Annotated in this window: 17 protein-coding genes and 3 pseudogenes; 10 read left to right on the top strand and 10 right to left on the bottom strand. The window is 75.6% G+C overall.

What is annotated here, in order from left to right; all coding sequences use genetic code 11:
* Positions 1-5: 5 nt before the first annotated feature.
* The 4 genes from OP18_RS11410 to OP18_RS59575 all read right to left on the bottom strand — a co-directional run bounded on the left by OP18_RS11410 (position 6) and on the right by OP18_RS59575 (position 4,569).
* Complete coding sequence (locus tag OP18_RS11410; RefSeq protein WP_052386545.1) at positions 6-2,297, bottom strand: putative bifunctional diguanylate cyclase/phosphodiesterase; 2,292 nt, start codon at positions 2,295-2,297, stop codon at positions 6-8.
* Between the two features lie 123 nt (positions 2,298-2,420).
* Positions 2,421-3,101: a B3/B4 domain-containing protein gene (locus OP18_RS11405; RefSeq protein WP_033358772.1), complete on the bottom strand. Its 681-nt coding sequence runs from the start codon at positions 3,099-3,101 to the stop codon at positions 2,421-2,423.
* Positions 3,102-3,178: 77 nt separating this feature from the next.
* Positions 3,179-4,114, bottom strand: coding sequence for a hypothetical protein (locus OP18_RS11400; protein ID WP_033358771.1), 936 nt, complete (start codon positions 4,112-4,114; stop codon positions 3,179-3,181).
* Positions 4,115-4,284: 170 nt separating this feature from the next.
* Positions 4,285-4,569, bottom strand: coding sequence for a hypothetical protein (locus OP18_RS59575; RefSeq protein ID WP_211273503.1), 285 nt, complete (start codon positions 4,567-4,569; stop codon positions 4,285-4,287).
* Between OP18_RS59575 and OP18_RS62515 the strand changes: the two are divergent.
* Both OP18_RS62515 and OP18_RS62510 read left to right on the top strand, forming a co-directional pair.
* A pseudogene (locus OP18_RS62515) lies at positions 4,568-4,948 on the top strand (carbamoyltransferase N-terminal domain-containing protein); the annotation flags it as partial. The gene OP18_RS59575 and the pseudogene OP18_RS62515 overlap by 2 nt on opposite strands.
* Before the next feature lie 133 nt (positions 4,949-5,081).
* A pseudogene (locus OP18_RS62510) lies at positions 5,082-5,300 on the top strand (carbamoyltransferase N-terminal domain-containing protein); the annotation flags it as partial.
* 35 nt (positions 5,301-5,335) lie between these two features.
* Here OP18_RS62510 and OP18_RS59560 read toward each other — a convergent pair.
* On the bottom strand, positions 5,336-5,485 hold the full coding sequence (locus tag OP18_RS59560) for a hypothetical protein (protein WP_211273518.1): 150 nt from the start codon (positions 5,483-5,485) through the stop codon (positions 5,336-5,338).
* On the opposite strand from OP18_RS59560, the pseudogene OP18_RS62505 reads away from it, so the two are divergent.
* Both OP18_RS62505 and OP18_RS59555 read left to right on the top strand, forming a co-directional pair.
* Positions 5,445-5,546: pseudogene (locus OP18_RS62505) on the top strand (carbamoyltransferase C-terminal domain-containing protein); the annotation flags it as partial. The gene OP18_RS59560 and the pseudogene OP18_RS62505 sit on opposite strands and share 41 nt — an antisense overlap.
* 70 nt (positions 5,547-5,616) lie before the next feature.
* Positions 5,617-5,748 (top strand): carbamoyltransferase C-terminal domain-containing protein, encoded by a 132-nt coding sequence (locus tag OP18_RS59555; protein ID WP_245635354.1) that lies wholly within the window; start codon positions 5,617-5,619, stop codon positions 5,746-5,748.
* 116 nt (positions 5,749-5,864) lie between these two features.
* On the opposite strand, the gene OP18_RS11390 is transcribed toward OP18_RS59555, so the two are convergent.
* From OP18_RS11390 to OP18_RS11380, 3 genes are all read right to left on the bottom strand, one after another.
* Positions 5,865-6,365, bottom strand: a complete 501-nt coding sequence (locus OP18_RS11390) for a hypothetical protein (protein ID WP_052386541.1) — start codon at positions 6,363-6,365, stop codon at positions 5,865-5,867.
* A 9-nt stretch (positions 6,366-6,374) separates the two neighbouring features.
* Positions 6,375-6,824, bottom strand: coding sequence for a hypothetical protein (locus tag OP18_RS11385; protein WP_033358770.1), 450 nt, complete (start codon positions 6,822-6,824; stop codon positions 6,375-6,377).
* Between the two features lie 115 nt (positions 6,825-6,939).
* Entirely contained in the window at positions 6,940-7,443 is a 504-nt protein-coding gene (locus OP18_RS11380; protein ID WP_033358769.1) for a GNAT family N-acetyltransferase, read from the bottom strand.
* Between the two features lie 67 nt (positions 7,444-7,510).
* Here OP18_RS11380 and OP18_RS11375 point away from each other — a divergent pair, with 67 nt between their 5' ends.
* The 3 genes from OP18_RS11375 (at position 7,511) to OP18_RS11365 (ending at position 9,535) form a co-directional block, all read left to right on the top strand.
* Complete coding sequence (locus OP18_RS11375; RefSeq protein ID WP_033358768.1) at positions 7,511-7,885, top strand: hypothetical protein; 375 nt, start codon at positions 7,511-7,513, stop codon at positions 7,883-7,885.
* A gap of 16 nt (positions 7,886-7,901) precedes the next feature.
* Positions 7,902-8,702 (top strand): ROK family protein, encoded by an 801-nt coding sequence (locus OP18_RS52285; protein ID WP_162189774.1) that lies wholly within the window; start codon positions 7,902-7,904, stop codon positions 8,700-8,702.
* Between the two features lie 146 nt (positions 8,703-8,848).
* Positions 8,849-9,535 (top strand): GAP family protein, encoded by a 687-nt coding sequence (locus tag OP18_RS11365; protein WP_211273501.1) that lies wholly within the window; start codon positions 8,849-8,851, stop codon positions 9,533-9,535.
* Positions 9,536-9,552: 17 nt separating this feature from the next.
* On the opposite strand, the gene OP18_RS11360 is transcribed toward OP18_RS11365, so the two are convergent.
* Positions 9,553-10,239, bottom strand: coding sequence for a laminin G domain-containing protein (locus tag OP18_RS11360; protein WP_245635341.1), 687 nt, complete (start codon positions 10,237-10,239; stop codon positions 9,553-9,555).
* Positions 10,240-10,473: 234 nt separating this feature from the next.
* On the opposite strand from OP18_RS11360, the gene OP18_RS11355 reads away from it, so the two are divergent.
* Positions 10,474-11,079 (top strand): hypothetical protein, encoded by a 606-nt coding sequence (locus OP18_RS11355; RefSeq protein WP_033358765.1) that lies wholly within the window; start codon positions 10,474-10,476, stop codon positions 11,077-11,079.
* A gap of 196 nt (positions 11,080-11,275) precedes the next feature.
* Here OP18_RS11355 and OP18_RS11350 read toward each other — a convergent pair whose 3' ends face one another.
* On the bottom strand, positions 11,276-12,604 hold the full coding sequence (locus tag OP18_RS11350) for a condensation domain-containing protein (protein WP_033358764.1): 1,329 nt from the start codon (positions 12,602-12,604) through the stop codon (positions 11,276-11,278).
* 141 nt (positions 12,605-12,745) lie between these two features.
* Between OP18_RS11350 and OP18_RS11345 the strand changes: the two genes are divergently transcribed.
* Positions 12,746-13,486: an ABC transporter ATP-binding protein gene (locus tag OP18_RS11345; protein WP_033358763.1), complete on the top strand. Its 741-nt coding sequence runs from the start codon at positions 12,746-12,748 to the stop codon at positions 13,484-13,486.
* Positions 13,480-15,885: an ABC transporter permease gene (locus tag OP18_RS11340; protein WP_033358762.1), complete on the top strand. Its 2,406-nt coding sequence runs from the start codon at positions 13,480-13,482 to the stop codon at positions 15,883-15,885. Before OP18_RS11345 ends, OP18_RS11340 begins: the two co-directional genes overlap by 7 nt.
* Positions 15,886-15,922 lie beyond the last annotated feature (37 nt).

The raw sequence follows: 15,922 nt of genomic DNA, 5'->3' as shown, positions 1-15,922 counted from the left end.
CGCGGTCAGCGCGCCAGCCCGGACGGCTGCGCCGGCACCGGCGGGCCGGTCATCCACTCGGTGAGCTGCGCGGCCGGCACGGGCCGGGCGAAGTGGTAGCCCTGCGCGGTGCGGTACCCCAGCGACCGCAGCTGCTCGGCCTGCTCCGGCGTCTCGACGCCCTCGGCGACCGCGTGCAGGCGCAGGGCCCGGGCGAGCTGGATGACGGCGGCGGCGACCGGGGCCCGGTCCGAGGCGGGCGCCTGGGTGAACGACCGGTCGAGCTTGACCTCGTCGACGGGGCAGTCGTGCAGCAGGCGCAGGGTGGAGCTGCCGGTGCCGAAGTCGTCGAGGGAGATGCGCAGGCCCAGCGCGCGCAGCCGGTCCAGGGTGGCGACGGCGGGCCCGAGGTCCAGCGCGAGGGACTCGGTGATCTCCAGCACGACGCGCGAGGCGTCGACGCCGTGGGTGGCGAGCGTCCCGGCGACGAAGTCGGCGTAGTCCGCCTCGCGCAGCTCACGCGGCGACACGTTGATGTTCAGCACGGTCGGTGCGGCGGCGCCGTACTGGGCGTGCCACGCCGCGAACTGCCGGACCGCCTCGGTGAGCACGAACCGGCCCAGCGGCACGATCAGTCCGGTGCGCTCGGCGAGCGGGATGAACGTGTCCGGCGGTAGCACGCCGTGCTCGGGGTGGTCCCAGCGCACCAGGGCCTCGGCGCCGGCGAGCCGGCCGTCGTCGAGGGACACGATCGGCTGGTACACCAGGAAACACCGGCCGTCGGTGATCGCCGCACGCAGCTGCGCGTGGTCGCCGCCCGGCGCCGACATCGTCTCGTCGAAGTGCAGGAACGTGGTGCCGCGCTGCTGCTTGGCGGCGTACATGGCGATGTCGGCGTGCCGCAGCAGCACGCTCGGGTCGTCGCCGGTGCGCCCGTCGGCGATGCCGATGCTGGCCGAGACCGGCAGCTCGTGGCCGTTGACGACGGCGGGGGCGCGCAGCGCGTCGGCCATCCGGCCGGCGGCGCGGCCGGCCGCGGCCGGGTCGGCGCCCGGCAGCACCACGACGAACTCGTCGCCGCCGAGGCGGGCGACCGTGTCCTCCGGCCCGGCGCACCCGGCGAGGCGCCGCGCCACGTCGACCAGCAGCAGGTCGCCGACCTCGTGGCCGAGGGTGTCGTTGACCTCCTTGAAGTCGTCGAGGTCGATGAGCGCGACGCTGACCGGCCGGCCCGCGCGGCCGGCGCCTTCGGCCGCGAGCGCCTGCTGCAGCCGCTGGCCGAACAGCGACCGGTTGGGCAGCTGGGTGAGCGCGTCGTGGGTGGCGCCGTGGTCGAGGCGGGCGAGCAGCCGCCCGTTGTCGACGAACGCGGCGACCTGGCGCACCATGACCAGCGCGGTGAGGGTGACCGCGCCGACCACCATCATCTTCTGGTCGCCGTGCCCGGCGTTCCAGGTCTCCAGGATCAGCAGCACGTACACGGCGACGACCGCGGCGTAGGGCACCAGGCTGAACGGGCGGCGCCGCACCGTCACCACCCGCCGGGTCGCCCGGCGCTGCCGCTCCGCCGCCCACGACGCCAGGCAGCACACCACGGGGATGCCGACCTGGGTGACCATGAGGTGCGGGCGGTCCGGCCCCAGCAGCGGCTGCAGCAGCGAGCTGGTCGCGCCGAAGAAGATCGCGAACGCCAGCCACTGCAGGGCCGACTTGTCGATGAACTCGTAGCCCGACAGCATCACCTTCGCCACGGCGAGGACGACCACCAGCGCGAGCACGCCGAGGATCAGCGAGCCGACGACCTGGCCGCGGTTGTCGCTGCCGAGCGCGTCGCGGGTCTGGAAGTGCCAGATGAACACCGCCGCGCCCGCCACCACCGTCCCGCCGTCGAGGGCCACCCGCAGCCGCTCGCCGGCGCTGCGGGCGGTCAGTGGCAGCCGGTACAGCGCGTACAGGATGAGCAGGATCGCGCCGCTGTCGAAGATCAGCAGGCCGGGGCCGTTGTAGGCGCCACCGACGCCGGGGTGGGCGAGCACGTCGATCGCCTGCGTGGTGTGCGCGACGCCGACGAGGAACGCCGAGACGCTCAGGTGCCCCCAGAAGCGCCGCGTCGGCGCGGGCAGCGACGCGGTGCGGGCGGTGCGGTGGAACGCGGCGGTCAGCAGCAGCGCGCCGACCGGGATCGGCACCCACAGCAGCACCGGCGGTCCCACGGGCGTCACCAGGTTCACCGCGAACCAGGCGACGCACGCCACCAGCACCAGGCACGAGGTGCGCATCAGCTTGGACATCGACAGCAGTCGTCGCAGTGCGCCCATGCGGTCTCCTCGTCCGGTGCCGTCGCCAGTGCGCTGCCAACATCGACCACACGAATGCTGCCATGAGCGGTCGACGCGGGCCGCAACCGGCCGGACACCGGGCGGGGGTGGTGGCTGCCGCGGCTACGCCTGGGCGGCGGCCGCCGGCCGGTCTTCGACGAGGGTCGCGGCGGGCCAGGTCGCGCGCAGGGCACCGGCGAGGTCGGCGAGCAGCGCGGCCACGTCGTCGGCGGCGTCCTCGTGCAGGGCCTCCGTGACGATGAAGGCCCGCCGGGTGCCGGCGCCGATCGCCGACCAGCCGCTCTGCCGGTTGGTCCAGCGCCGCGCGTGCGCCCGGCCGGCGCCGTCGACGAACACGACCTCACCCGGCTCGGGGTGCTCCACGTCGCCGCCGAAGGTGTCGTACCGTTCGGTGCCCGCGGCCCGCCGCACCTCCAGGTCGCCGGTGATCCGGTCGAGGTCCAGCGCGGCGACCGGGATCGCGTACGCGGCCGACACGGCGTTGCACAGGTCGACCAGCGGGTGCAGCGACGGCAGGTCACCCTCCCGGCGCAGGCGGCGCAGCAGCGATTCCGAGGCGCAGCGGTACTGGGTGGGCTTGAGCCCCATCGCGGCGAACGCGCGCCGCCACGCCTGGACCGCCGGCAGCTGCCCCTCGGCGGTGCCGGCCAGCCGGGCGCGGGCCCGGTCCAGCCACGGCGACGGGTCGGCGGGCGCGTCGGGCGTCACCCCGTCGAGGCGCAGCGTGCCGGCGACGAGCGTGGGGAAGTCCGCGCGGAGCCGCGGATGATGACGGAACTGCACGCGCTCCAGCCTCGCCCGGGTCGCCGGCCCGCGGGAAGGACCACTTGCCGGCGTTCCGGCCGGACCAAGGCGCGTGGCTACAGCCGGCGCAGCACGGTCCACTGGGGTTCGGGGACGAACCCGAGGGCCTCCTTCGGGCCCTGCGCGCCCTTGCCGCCGATGATCAGCGGCCGCTGCTGCTCGATGCCCCAGCGGATGAGCCGGGCCAGGTGGTCGAACCACAGGCCGCTGCGCCGGTCGGTGCCCAGCGGGCGGGCGCCCCACGGGCCGAGCACCGGCGCGACGGGGTGGTCGAAGGTGAGGGTCGCGGCGATCAGCGAGCCGTCGGGTGCGCTGTAGCTCAGCGCCAGCACGTCCGGCAGCTCGAGCACGGTCGCGAAGAGGTCCCGCGGCCAGTACCGCAGCGGCGGCCAGCGCACCGTGTGGTTGCGCCGGGCCGACTCGACGCTCAGCCGGAAGAACGCGTCGGGGTCCAGTCCCGAGCCGGCGGCCGGGCCGAAGCGGACGGTGACGGACGGGTCGGCGTCGATGTTGCGCACCAGCCGCTGCTGGTCGACCCGCCGGGACTTGCGCAGCGTGCGCAGGTACGCGTCGTAGTCGGCGAACGTGTTGCGCAGCAGCAGCGCCGGCACGCCGGCCCGGACCAGGGCCACGCCGCGCAGCAGCTCCGGCAGCTCGCGGCGGTAGATCTGGCGGTACAGGACGGCCTGCAGCCGACGCCCGAACGCCTGCCGCAGCGCGGTCTCGAGGGCCCGGACCGCGGCGCCGAACAGCTCCGGCGGCGGCCCGCCCGACGGGTGCAGGGTGCCGGGCAACCCACCGGTCAGGGCGATGCCGGGGAACGCGCCGATCACCATGCTGTCCACGTCGGCGACGGCGAGGCCGAGCCCGCGCAGCCCCCGCAGCCGCAGCGAGCCGAGCCCGACGACCTTGCCACCGTCGCGGAAGGCGCCGGCGAGCACCGGGCCGCGCCGGGTCTCGGCGAGCGTGCGCATGACCGGCCAGTCACGCACCTGGTGCAGCTCCGCGTCGCGGACCGCGGACGCCCACCACGACGGAGCGGCGGAGGCGGCCGGGTCGCTCAGCTCGAACGTGAGATCAGCGTCAATGCAACTGATCTTCCGTCATGATCTGCTGGCGGTCAACAATCCGGCAGTAAGCCTTCCTTTACCTGGGATCAACGTCAATACTTTTGCAAGTCGTCGGGCGACGGAACGATCTTCTTCCCGCCCTGGCGGTGCAGTGGTGCCTGCGCCACGCCGGTATCACCCTCGCCGACGTCGGTCATGTCGCATACTTTTTTCAGGGCCGAAAGCTGCTGTGGCGCGCCGCGAAGCATCTCCTGCGGTACTTCCCGGCGACCCTCGGCGTGCTGCACAACGACGCCGGCGACTACGGCGACAAGGCCCGCGGGTTCCGCGCCCACGGCGGGCCGGCACACCTCGACCAGCGCCGACGACCACCACATGGGTGGCACCCTGCTGGTGCTGTACCGCCGGGCGTCGCAGCCGCGCGCGGCCACCGGCCAGGACGGCCCGATCAAGTTCAAGGTTCACCTGGTCGACCACCACCACGCGCACGCGGCCAGCGCCCTGCACATCTCGCCGTGGGACGACGCGGCGATCATCGCCTGGGACGGCATCGGCAGCGACGGCACCAGCACCCTGCTCGCCACCGCGGAGGGTGACCGCATCCGCGACCTGCGCAGGGTCAGGTTCCCGCACTCGCTCGGCGCCATGTACGCCGACGTCACCGGCTGGCTCGGGTTCCACCCGACCCGCGACGAGGGCAAGATCATGGGGCTCGCCGCGTACGGGCGGCCGACCTTCGTCGAGCAGTTCCGGGAGCTCGTACACCTGGACAGTGACGGACGCTACGCGCTGAACCTGAGCTGGTTCCGCCACCACGCCACCGGCAAGCACCAGTCTCCGACAAGTTCCGGGCGACGTTCGGCCCGCCCGGCCCAAGACCCGCGACGCGGTGCCGCAGCACTACGCCGACGTCGCGTACGCGCTGCAGAACACCCTGGAGGAGGCGGGCCTGCACGTCGCGGGCTGGCTGCACGCCAAGACCGGCAACCCGCGGCTGCTCACCGCCGGCGGCGTCGCGCTCAACAGCGTCATGAACGGCAAGATCCTGCTGCGGACCGGGTTCCAGGAGTTCTTCGCCCAGCCGGCCGCCGCCGACGACGGCTCCGCGCTCGGCGCCGCGACCGTCGTGTCGACCGGCCTCGGTCAGCCCCGCCCGAGCGGCGAGTACATCTTCCTCGGCCCGTCCTGCACCGAGTCCGACATGAAGAAGGCGCTGACGGAGGCCGGCCTGCAGTACGAGCGCCGCGACCCGATCACGAAGACCGCCGCCGCGATCGCCGACGGCAAGATCATCGGCTGGTTCCAGGGCCGCAACGAGGTCGGCCCCCGCGCGCTGGGCAACCGCTCGATCCTCGCCGACCCGCGCGGCGCCGACTCCAAGGACCGGCTCAACGAGAAGGTCAAGCACCGCGAGCCGCGTGCCGATGGTGGTGAACACGTCGTTCAACGACAACGAGGAGCCCATCGTGTGCACCCCGCAGGACGCGGTGCGCTGCTACCTCACGACCGACATGGACGCCCTGGCGCTGGGCCCGTTCTGGACGGCGAAGGCGTGATCCGTCGCTGGTGGTGGCTGGCCGCCGGGATCGCCGGCGCCGCGATGACGGTGCTCCTCATGGGGGTACTGCCACCGGACCGCACCATCGACAACCGGCGGAGTTCCTGCTGCGGATCAGCCCGGTGCTGTCCACACTTCGGCGTCGGCGACAAACCCCGCAACCGTCCCCGGCACCGGCCGCCCCCCGATCGTGAGCCCGCCGCCGGCGCACTTCGCGTACACCGTGGACAGGTTCAGCTCCTGACCCTGGAAGTTCTCGACGGTGATCAGGCGGTGCCCCGACGGCCCGCGCAGCTCCACCCCGACCTCGCCGCCGGTGACCGTGCAGCCGGCGGCGAGGTCGAGCCCGAACGCGACCGGCGCCTCGGTCACCACCGGCTCCGGCCACGGCAGGCCCTCGACCTCGGGGAAGTGCCGGGTGAACGTGCCGGCCAGCCACCGCCCCAGCTCGGGCGTCGCGGTGACGACACCGGTGCGCCCTTCGTGCCACAGCACGATCGCCCGCCCCGCCCCGTGCGGCGACCAGTCCACCCGCCACATCGACACGAACGCGACGGTCGCCCCGTCGCGCCGCACCGTCAGCCCGGGGTTCGCCCCCACCAGCAACACCGACATCCGTCGATCCTAGGCCCGGGCGCCGCGCAGCTGGTCGGCGAGGGCGGGCAGGTCGGCGGCGGTGCCGTGGTGGTCGTCCCACAGGGTGTGGCAGCGCACCGTCGTGCTCACGTGGTGCCCGACGGTGAACACGGCCTCCGCGCGCAGGCGGCCGTCGCGGCGCATCCGCACCGCCAGGGACGCGCGGACGTCGCCCAGGCGGGCGACCCCGCCGGGGCGCAGCGCCAGCAGGTCGTCGGCGAACGCGGCCAGGTCGGCCCACCGCACGAAGAGCGTGTCGGAGCACGGGCGCTCCTGGCCGTCCGGTGCCGGCAGCAGGGTGTCGCGGGGCACGTCCAGGGTGCAGTGCGCGTGGACCGGGTCGCCGCCGGGCAGGTCCTGCCAGCTGCGGCCGCTGCCGGCGGCGACGCGCAGCCCGATGCCGTGCACCGGGTCGAAGAACGTGACGCGCGTGCTCACGCCGTCACCTCCGCCGTGCCGCGGCGCCGTCGTGCGCTGAGGCCGCGCCGATGGTTCGCGGCTCCCGTGCCGCGCCGCGGGGCGCCCACCGCGCCGGTGCCGGGCCGCGGGCCGGTCACGGCAGGTGCTTGACGAACGTGAACGCGTCCAGGCCCGGGCCGTCGTAGTCGCGGTGCAGGGGCAGGCCGTCGACCTCGGTGTCGCCCGGTCGCAGGGTGAAGCCGAGGCCGGTGTGGAACGCGACCGAGCGGCGGTTGGCGAGGCCGGTGATGGCGTGGACCTCGCGGACGCCGCGGGCCGCCGTGTCGGTGCAGAAGCGGTGGTACAGGGCGGCGCCGACCCCGGTGCGCCGCAGCCGCGGGGCCACCCCGACGACGTGGATGTAGCCGACGGTCGGGCGCGACTGGGACACGAACCCGACGAGGAACGCGCCGAGCTCGCCGCCGGGCAGGTCCAGCACGTAGCTGGTGTCGGTGAAGTGCTGGAAGAACAGGCGGGGCAGCAGCCTCGACCGGTACCGGTCGCCGGTCTCGCCGCCGATGCCGTCCCACCAGTCCACGAGCACCGCCACGACCCGGGGATGGTCGTCCTCGACAGGGTGCCGCACGTTCTCGATCATCGGCCCATTGTCGTCGCGCGCGGCCGAGGCTGACGTGGCGCCCCCGCGTCGACTACGGTGCTGGCACATGGGGGAGCTGTACTTCTCGGTGCCGCAGATGGCGTACTCGATGCCGGCGATCGCCACGCTCGTCGTGGGCGTGGTGCTGCTCTGCGTGCGCCGGCGGCGCCTGGCGCCGCGCGCCTGGACGCTCGGCGTGGCCGGGCTCGCGGTGCTGCTCGCCGGCGCCCTCGCCGACCTGGTCTACGTGGCGCTCCTGCCGCAGCTCATCGGCGGCGGCGGCCTGCGGGAGGCGAAGGCCCTCCTCGCGGCGACCGGTCTGCTGTTCCTGACGCTGCACGTGGTGGGCATGAGCCTGATCATCGCGGCGCTGCTGGCGACCGGCGGCCCGAAGCAGCCGTGGGACCAGCCGGCCCCCGAGCCCCGCCCCGAGCTCGGCTGAGCGGGCGGTGGCGGTCGTGGCCGTCGACATCGGCGGCACGCACACCCGGGTCGACCCCGGCGACGGCACCGTCGTGCGGCTGCGCACCGACCCCGACTACGAGCGGCAGCTGGCCATGCTCCGCGACGCCGTCCCCGGCACCCCCACGGCCGTCGGGGTGTCGTTCGGGGGGCGGGTCACCGCCGCCGGTGACGTGCGGGTCTCGCTGCACCTGCGCGGCTACGAGGGCCGCCCGCTGCGCCACGACCTGGAGTCCACATTGGATGCTCCGGTACGGGTGGCCCACGACGCGACCTGCGGCCTGCTCGGCGAGCACGCGCTGGGCAGCCTGCGCGGCGCCGACCGGTGCGGCTACGTCACCCTGTCGACCGGCGTCGGCGCGGCGTTGCGGCTCGGCGCCGGCGGCCATTTCGTCGCCCTCACCACCGAGGCCGGCCATCAGCTCGTCGCCGGCAACGACCTGCGGTGCGGCTGCGGGCAGACCGGCTGCCTGGAGACGCTGCTCGGCGGCGCGGCGCTGGGCCGGCGGCTCGGCAGGCCCCTCGAGGACGTCGACGATCCGGGCTTCTGGCAGGGGTACGCCCGGCACCTCGCCGGCGGCCTGGCCAACTTCGCGCTCGCGGCGGGGCTCGACGCGGTCGCCGTCGGCGGCGCCATCGCGGCGAGACGGGCCGAGCTGTGGCCGCCGCTGCGCGCCGCGCTGGCGGAGCGCCTGACGTACCAGGCGGTGCGGGTGCACCGGGCGGCGCTGGACGACGCGCCGCTCGCCGGGGCCCGGGTGCTGGTGGACACCCCGCCGGGCGGCGTCCTGCACTGATCTCCCCCCGCGCGGGTGGGGCGCGGCACGCCCGCGTCGGACACGATCGCCCGGGGTCCGCGACCCGGGAGCGGACCGGCAACAAAGCGGACCGCGAGCGGACCGGACAGCGGCCGGGACCGCGGGCCGGAAACGGGGGCACGGCGATGAGCGGTGCGGTGGGCGCCGCGATCGGGCAGGTCCTGCCGCTGGCGGTGGGCGTCGCGCTGAGCCCGATCCCGGTCATCGCGGTCGTCCTGCTGCTCACCACGCCCGGCGCGCGGCGCAACGGCCCGGCGTTCCTGCTCGGCTGGGTCGCCGGCCTGGCCGCGGTCGGGGTCGTGGTCCTCGCCGTCGTCGGGCCGGGCGCGCACGGCGGCGAGGCCGGCCCGCCGACCTGGGTGAGCTGGCTGCAGCTGACGCTCGGGACGCTGCTGCTGTACCTGGCGGTGCGCCAGTTCCGCGGCCGGCCGGCCCGGGACACCGAACCGCCGATGCCGGGCTGGATGCGCGGGCTGGCGCAGTTCGGTGCCGTGCGGTCCGCGGGCGTCGGGGTGCTGCTGTCCGCGCTCAACGTCAAGAACCTGCTGCTGGCCGCGGCGGCGACCGCGATCGCGCGGACCGGTGGCCCGCCCGGGCGGCAGGCCGTCGCGTACGCGGTCTTCACCGTGCTCGCCTCGGTCACGGTCGCCGCGCCGGTGGCGCTGCACCTGGCGGCGGGTGCCCGCTCCGCGCGGCTGCTCGACCGGCTCAAGGGCTGGATGAGCCGCAACAACGCGGTGATCGTGTCGGTGCTGTGCCTGGTGCTCGGGGCCAAGCTGGTCGGCGACGGGCTGTCCGGCCTGACCGGCTGACCGCCGGTCGGGCGGGGTCAGCGGGCCTCGATCTCCACCCAGTCGAGGTCGCCGGCGTAGTAGTCGCAGCCGACGTCGCGCTGGTCGCAGTCGGTCTTGCCGCCGATGGACAGCGGCCAGCCGTTGGCGATCGGGCCGGTCCAGCCGCCGCGGCGGGCCACGGTGCGGCCGTCGACCGCGAGGCTCACCCCGGATCCGGTCCGCTCGCAGCGCACGACGTGCCACCAGCCGTCGTTGATGCGCCGCGACGCCTGCACGATGATGGTGCCGTTCGAGCCGCGGAACAGGCACTGCACGATCCCGTTGGGGATCTGCAGTTTGAAGTTGCCGCCCGAGGCGGTCGCCTGGCCCTTCTGGATGATGTTGCCGAACTGGTAGGTGGTGCGCAGCCGCAGCGTGACCGCGTAGTCCCGGCTCCCCGGGTCCAGCGCGGAGCTGTCCGCGACGGTCACCAGGTGCCGCGGGTGCGCCGGCGGCCGGTCCGGCTGCAGGCGGGTGAACCGGTAGCCGGTCGCGCCACGGACCCCCACGTCCGTGACTACCTCGCCGCCGATGCTGCCGTGCAACCCGTTGCCGCTGCTGTCGATCATGGTACGGGCACCGGCGCCCTCGTTCATCGACCACGTCGCCACCGGGTGGTGGCCGGTGCTGGCGCCGGCGGCGGTCGCCGAGCCGCCCGCGAGGACGGCCGCCGTCACCGCCACCGTCAAAACCCGCCGGCCGGGCGTCGAAGCGACCATGCATACCCCCGAATACGTCACGTTGCGCGATCCGGGAGCTGATCTCATACCGGACAAATCAGATGGTAAACCTCGAAACGCTCTGACATGTGCGGGATCGCCGCCGCCACGCGGGCGACCGCGGCGGCCGGTGCTGCGAAACCGCCCGGGGATCGACGGGCGTTGCTGCGTCGACGGGCGCCGTGCGATCGTGGGCCGATGCCGTCGCGCGCGCCGCTGTTCGTCCTGGTGTACGTCCTGTGGCTCGGCGCGGTGGCCGCGTGCGGGCTGCTCGCCGTCACCGGCCACACCATGCTGGCGTACCTGCCGGCGCTCGCCGTGCTCATGGTGACCGCCTTCGCCGCGGGCCGCGCCGGTGAGCCGTGGTCCGAGCCGCCCGCGGCCCGCCGGGCGCCGGTGCTCATGGTGGTGCTCGGCGGGATCGCGTTCGGGGCGGCGGCCTGGACCGCCGACGCCTACCTCGGCGTCGCCGGCCGCGACGCCGACGGCGTGGTCGTCGCCACCGGCTGCGTCCAGATCGCGGAGCACGGCGGCGGCTGCGGCCCCGTCTGCGACATCGCCCTCGCCGAGGACCGGCGGCCGCTGGGCCGGCTGCCGTGCGACGCCGACGCGCGGCCCGGCGACCCGGCGGCCGTGCGGATCGACCCGGCGGGCTTCGCCGCCGGGATCCTCGCGCGGGACGCCCTCTCCCGGCCCGTCGCCCTGGCCGCCGGCTGGGCGGGCGTCGCCGGCGCCGGGCTCGCCGGTGTGCTGCTGTGCAACGCCGTCTGGCTCGGCCCGGCCCGCGACGCCCGCCGCCGCTGACGCGGCCCGTCCCGGCCCGGCCCGGCCTGATCGCCCCGCGGACGCGACCCCGGTCCCGGCCCGGCCCGGCCCGGCCGCCCCGCGGACGCGGCCCCGCCCGCCCGCCGCTGACGCGGTCCCGGTCCGGCCGGGTCTGACCGCCGCCGTTGACGCGGCCGGGGCAGGCCGGTCCGACCGCCGCCGTTGACGCGGCCGGTCAGACTCCGGTCGGTGCGCTCGGGTCCAGCGCGGCCTCGACCGCGGCGGCCTCCATGCCGCGCAGCAGGGCCTCGCCGTCGGCCGGGGACACCACGTGGGTGTCCATGAAGATGATCGCCTGCACCGCGCCCGGGACGTCGTCGATGTGCACGATCAGCGGCTCGAACGGCACGTCCTGCCGCGTCGTCCACCGGAACGTGCCGCGCGCCGCCGCGGCGCGCAGCTCCTGCGGCGACGGCGCCGGCTCGCCGGACGCCTTGCCGGTGTCGGCGCGGCGGTCGTTGAAGTAGCAGGGCAGCTCGAGGTCCGCGCCGCGTTCCCGCACGACCCGGCGGACCAGTTCGTCGAGCTCCACCGGGTGGTAGTACGCGTGCTTGTACGTGGTCATCGCCCCGCGCCGGGCCCGGTCCAGCACCTCGGCGAACGAGGCGCCGGCGACGTCGAGCTGGCACAGGCCGTACTGGGCGAGCATGCACACGACGCGGTCCAGCCCGGGGCGGAACCGGTTGTTGACCATCGGGCGCAGCACCACCGGGTTGATCCCGGTGACCCGGGCCAGCGCCACGGCGAACACCGCCAGCAGCGCCGGCGCCGGCGGCACGCCGGTCTGCTCGGTCACCGCCCGCAGGGCCGGACCGAGCGCGAACGACTGGAACTCGCCCCGCCAGTGCCGCGGCTCGGGCTTGTCGACCGTGTCGGGGAAGCGCCGCGCCGGCATGGCGCGCAGGATGCCGTCCCAGTGCCGCAGCGCGAGCGTGTTCTGCCGCTGCCCGGCCGGCGACGCCTGCCAGCGCGCCTGTTCGAGGGGCTGCAGCTCGGGGATCGGGGTGGTGACCCGGGTCGCCAGGTCCTCCAGGAGCACCTGGGTGCCGAAGCCGTCCGCGACGAGGTGGCACATGACGACGACCAGGTGGGTGAGCGCGCCGCCGGAGCGCACCGCGGCCATCCGGATCGGCCAGTCCTCGGTGAAGTCGTACGCGGTGTCCTGCAGCCGCAGCCGGACCGCCTCCGCGACGGCCGCCGGATCGTCCCCACCCGCGTCGACGATCTCCAGGGTGATCTCGCCGGAGCCCGCCACGACCTGGCTCGGGCGCCCGTCGGCGTCGAACCGCAGCCGGGTGCGGGCCGTCGGGTAGCGGCTCATCATGTACCGCAGCTGCTCGGCGACGTCATCGACGGTCGTGCCCGGCTCGAGCGGGCCCCAGGCGCCGTTGGGCAGCCACGACTTCTGGCGCACCATGGCCTGCCAGATGTCCTGCTGCCCCCAAGACAGGTCACCTTCGCCGGCGCCCCCGCCGGCGAACCCGACCACCACCCGATCGACCACAGCGCCCTCCTCCAGCGGCGCTGATCGTAGCCGATCATGCTGGTGGATCTGTGTGCCGGCGGATGGTGGGGTCAGCACTACCGCGCATGGTCCAGTGTGCGGGCGTGTGCCCGGAGGGTCCCGGCCGGTCCAATCGACGGTATGGAAACCGATGTCGTCACGCTCGACCGGGTGCACCGGCGCTTCGGCGCCGGCGACGGGGCCGTGACCGCGCTGCACGAGGTCACCCTCGGGTTCGCGGCGGGCACGTTCACCGCGGTGATGGGGCCGTCCGGCTCCGGCAAGAGCACGCTGCTGCAGTGCGCGGCCGGCCTGGACCGGCCCACCGGCGGCACCGTCACCGTCGCCGGCACCGACCTGTCGACGCTGTCGGAGACCGGGCTGACGCTGCTGCGCCGGGACCGGATCGGGTTCGTGTTCCAGTCGTTCAACCTGCTGTCGTCGCTGACCGCGGAGCAGAACGTGGCCCTGCCGCTGCGCCTGGCGGGCCGGCGCCCGTCGCGCCAGGAGATCCGTGCCGTCCTCGACGCGGTCGGGCTCGGCGACCGGGGCCGGCACCGGCCCGCGGAGCTGTCCGGCGGGCAGCAGCAGCGGGTCGCGATCGCCCGGGCGCTCGTCACCCGCCCGGCGGTGCTGTTCGCCGACGAGCCGACCGGCGCGCTGGACTCCGCGACCGGGCGGGAGGTGCTGCGGCTGCTGCGGTCCATGGTGGACGGTGCCGGCCGGCAGACCGTCGTCATGGTCACCCACGACCCCCTCGCGGCCTCGTACGCCGACCGGGTCGTGTTCCTCGCCGACGGCCGCGTCGCCGGCGAGCTGCACCACCCGACCGCGCAGGCCGTCGCGGCCCGCATGACCGAACTGGAGACGGTGCCGTGCTGAGCATCGCCCGGCAGACGCTGCGCGCCCGGTGGGCGTCCTTCATCGGCGTGTTCGTCGCCCTCGGGCTGGGCGCGTGCCTGCTCGCCACGACCGGCCTGACGATCGCCTCGACCGTCGCCGGCAGCCGTCCGCCCGTCTGGTACGTGCACAGCCCCGTCGTCGTCACCGGCCACCAGACGGTCAGCGTCACCGTCGACGAGGGCGACGGCGAGCGGTACACCGAGACCCTGCGCACCCGCCGCCCGGGGCAGCTGCCCCCGGACACCGCGGCCCGGCTCGCGGCGCTGCCCGGCGCCACGGTCGTGGTGGACCACGCGGTGCCCGTCGACCTCATCGGCGCCGACGGGGCCGCGGTGCGGGCGCACCCGTGGTCGAGCGCGGGGCTGCACCCGTACACCTTCGTCGGCGGAGACCCACCGCGCGGCGACGACGAGGTCGTGCTCACCGCACCCACCGGGCACCGCCAGGGCGACCGGGTCGAGGCGTGGACCCCGCTGGGCCGCCGGACGTGGACCGTCGCGGGTGTCGTCACCGGTCCGCCCGCCGTGTACCTCACCGACGGGGCCGCGGCCCGGCTCGCCGGCGGGCGCGTCGACGCGATCGCGGTCAGCGGCGTCACCGCCGGGCAGGTCCGCGCCGTGACCGGCCCCGACGCCGCGGTCCTCACCGGTGACCGCCGGGCCGGCGCCGAACCGGACCCGGACGGCGAGCTGCTCGTCGTCGCCGCGGCGCTGCTGGGCACCACCGCCGGGGTCGCCCTGTTCGTGTCGGTGTTCGTGGTCGCCGGGACGTTCGCGTTCGCCGTCGCGCAGCGCCGCCGCGAACTCGCCCTGCTGCGGGCCGCCGGCGCCACCCCGCGGCAGGTGCGCCGCCTCGTGCTCGGCGAGTCCCTCATCGTCGGCGTCGTCGCCGGTGCCGCCGGCTGCGCGGCGGGCACCGTGGTCGCGCCGCCGTTCGCCGCGTGGCTGGCCGGGTCCGGGTTCGCGCCCGCCGGGTTCACCGCGCGGTTCATCCTGTGGCCGCTGCTCGCCGCGTTCGGGGTCAGCCTGCTCGTCGCGCTCACCGGCGCCGCCGTCGCCGCCCGCCGGGCCGGCCGGGTCCGGCCGATCGAGGCGCTGCGCGAGGCGTCCGTCGACCGGCGGGTCATGACGGCCGGGCGCTGGGTCTTCGGGCTGCTGTTCCTCGGCGGCGCGGGCGCGCTCGTCGCCCTGGTGCCCGGCCTCGGCCCCGAGGCCATCGGGCTGATCATGCTCGAGGCGCAGCTGGCCATCACCGGCGTCGCGCTGCTCGCGCCCGTACTGGCGCCGCGCCTGGCCTGGCTCGTCGGGCGGCTCCTGCTGCCGGGCGTGGCCGGCGCCCTCGCCCGCGACAACGCCCGCACCGCGGTGCGGCGCACCGCCTCGACCGTCGCGCCGATCCTCGTCACCGCCGGGATCGCCGCGTCGACGTTCGCGACGACCGCGACGCTGTGGGACGCCGAGGAGCGCGCCGCCGCCACCCGGGTCGCCGCCCCCACGCTCGCCCTGCCGGTCAGCTCCGCCGGCATCGCCGACCCCGGCACCGGCGTGCCGACCGCGCAGTCCGTGGTGTACGTGCGCCACGACGGCGCGCCGGAGCAGTTCGACGCCCTGTACGCCGGCACCGGCCTCGAACGGGTGCTGCGGCTGCCGGTGCGCTCCGGCTCCGTCGCCGACCTGGCCGGCACCGACACCGTCGTGGTCGGCGGAGTGCTGGCCCGCGCCGAGGGGTGGCGCACCGGCGGGGAGGCGCGGCTGTGGCTGGACGACGCGACCCCGGTCCGGCTGCGGGTCGTGGCGGTCCTCGCCCCGTCGATCGACCTGGACCAGACGGTCCTGCTGCCGTGGGCGCTGCGCGCCGCGCACGCGCCGCTGACCGGCGCCGACGCGGTGTACCTCACCGGGGCACCCGTCGACGGCGCGCGGACCGTCACCGCCGCCGACTACTTCCGCGAGCGCAACGCCGAGCAGCGCCGGCTCAACCACCTGGCGCTGGTCGCGGTGCTCGGCATGGCGCTGGTGTACACGGCGATCGCCATCGCCAACACGCTCGTCATGGCGATCGGCGGCCGCGGCCGGGACCTCGCGGTGCTGCGCCTCGGCGGCGGCACGCCACGGCAGGTCCTCGCCATGATCGGCGTCGAGGCGCTGCTCGTCGGCGCGACCGGGGTGCTGCTGGCCGGGGTGATCACCGCGGGGATGCTGGCCGGGCTGCGGGCCGGCCTGGCGCCGATGGTCGCCGACCCGCGCACCGTGGTGCCCTGGACGCCGATCCTGGTGGTCGCCGGGGTGTGCGTGGCGATCACGTTCGTGGCGAGCGTCGTGCCGGCGGCGCTGGCCTTGCGCACGCCCGCGGCGCGGCTGTCGGCGATCCGGGAGTGAGCGGGCGTATCGTGGGGCGTCGACCGTCGGGAGGTCA

It is taken from the genome of Dactylosporangium aurantiacum (genome assembly GCF_000716715.1).
In the GTDB taxonomy this organism is placed as follows: Bacteria; Actinomycetota; Actinomycetes; order Mycobacteriales; family Micromonosporaceae; genus Dactylosporangium; species Dactylosporangium aurantiacum.
The sequence above is the reverse complement of the archived record's forward strand: the minus strand, read 5'-3'. Positions and strand labels throughout refer to the sequence as shown.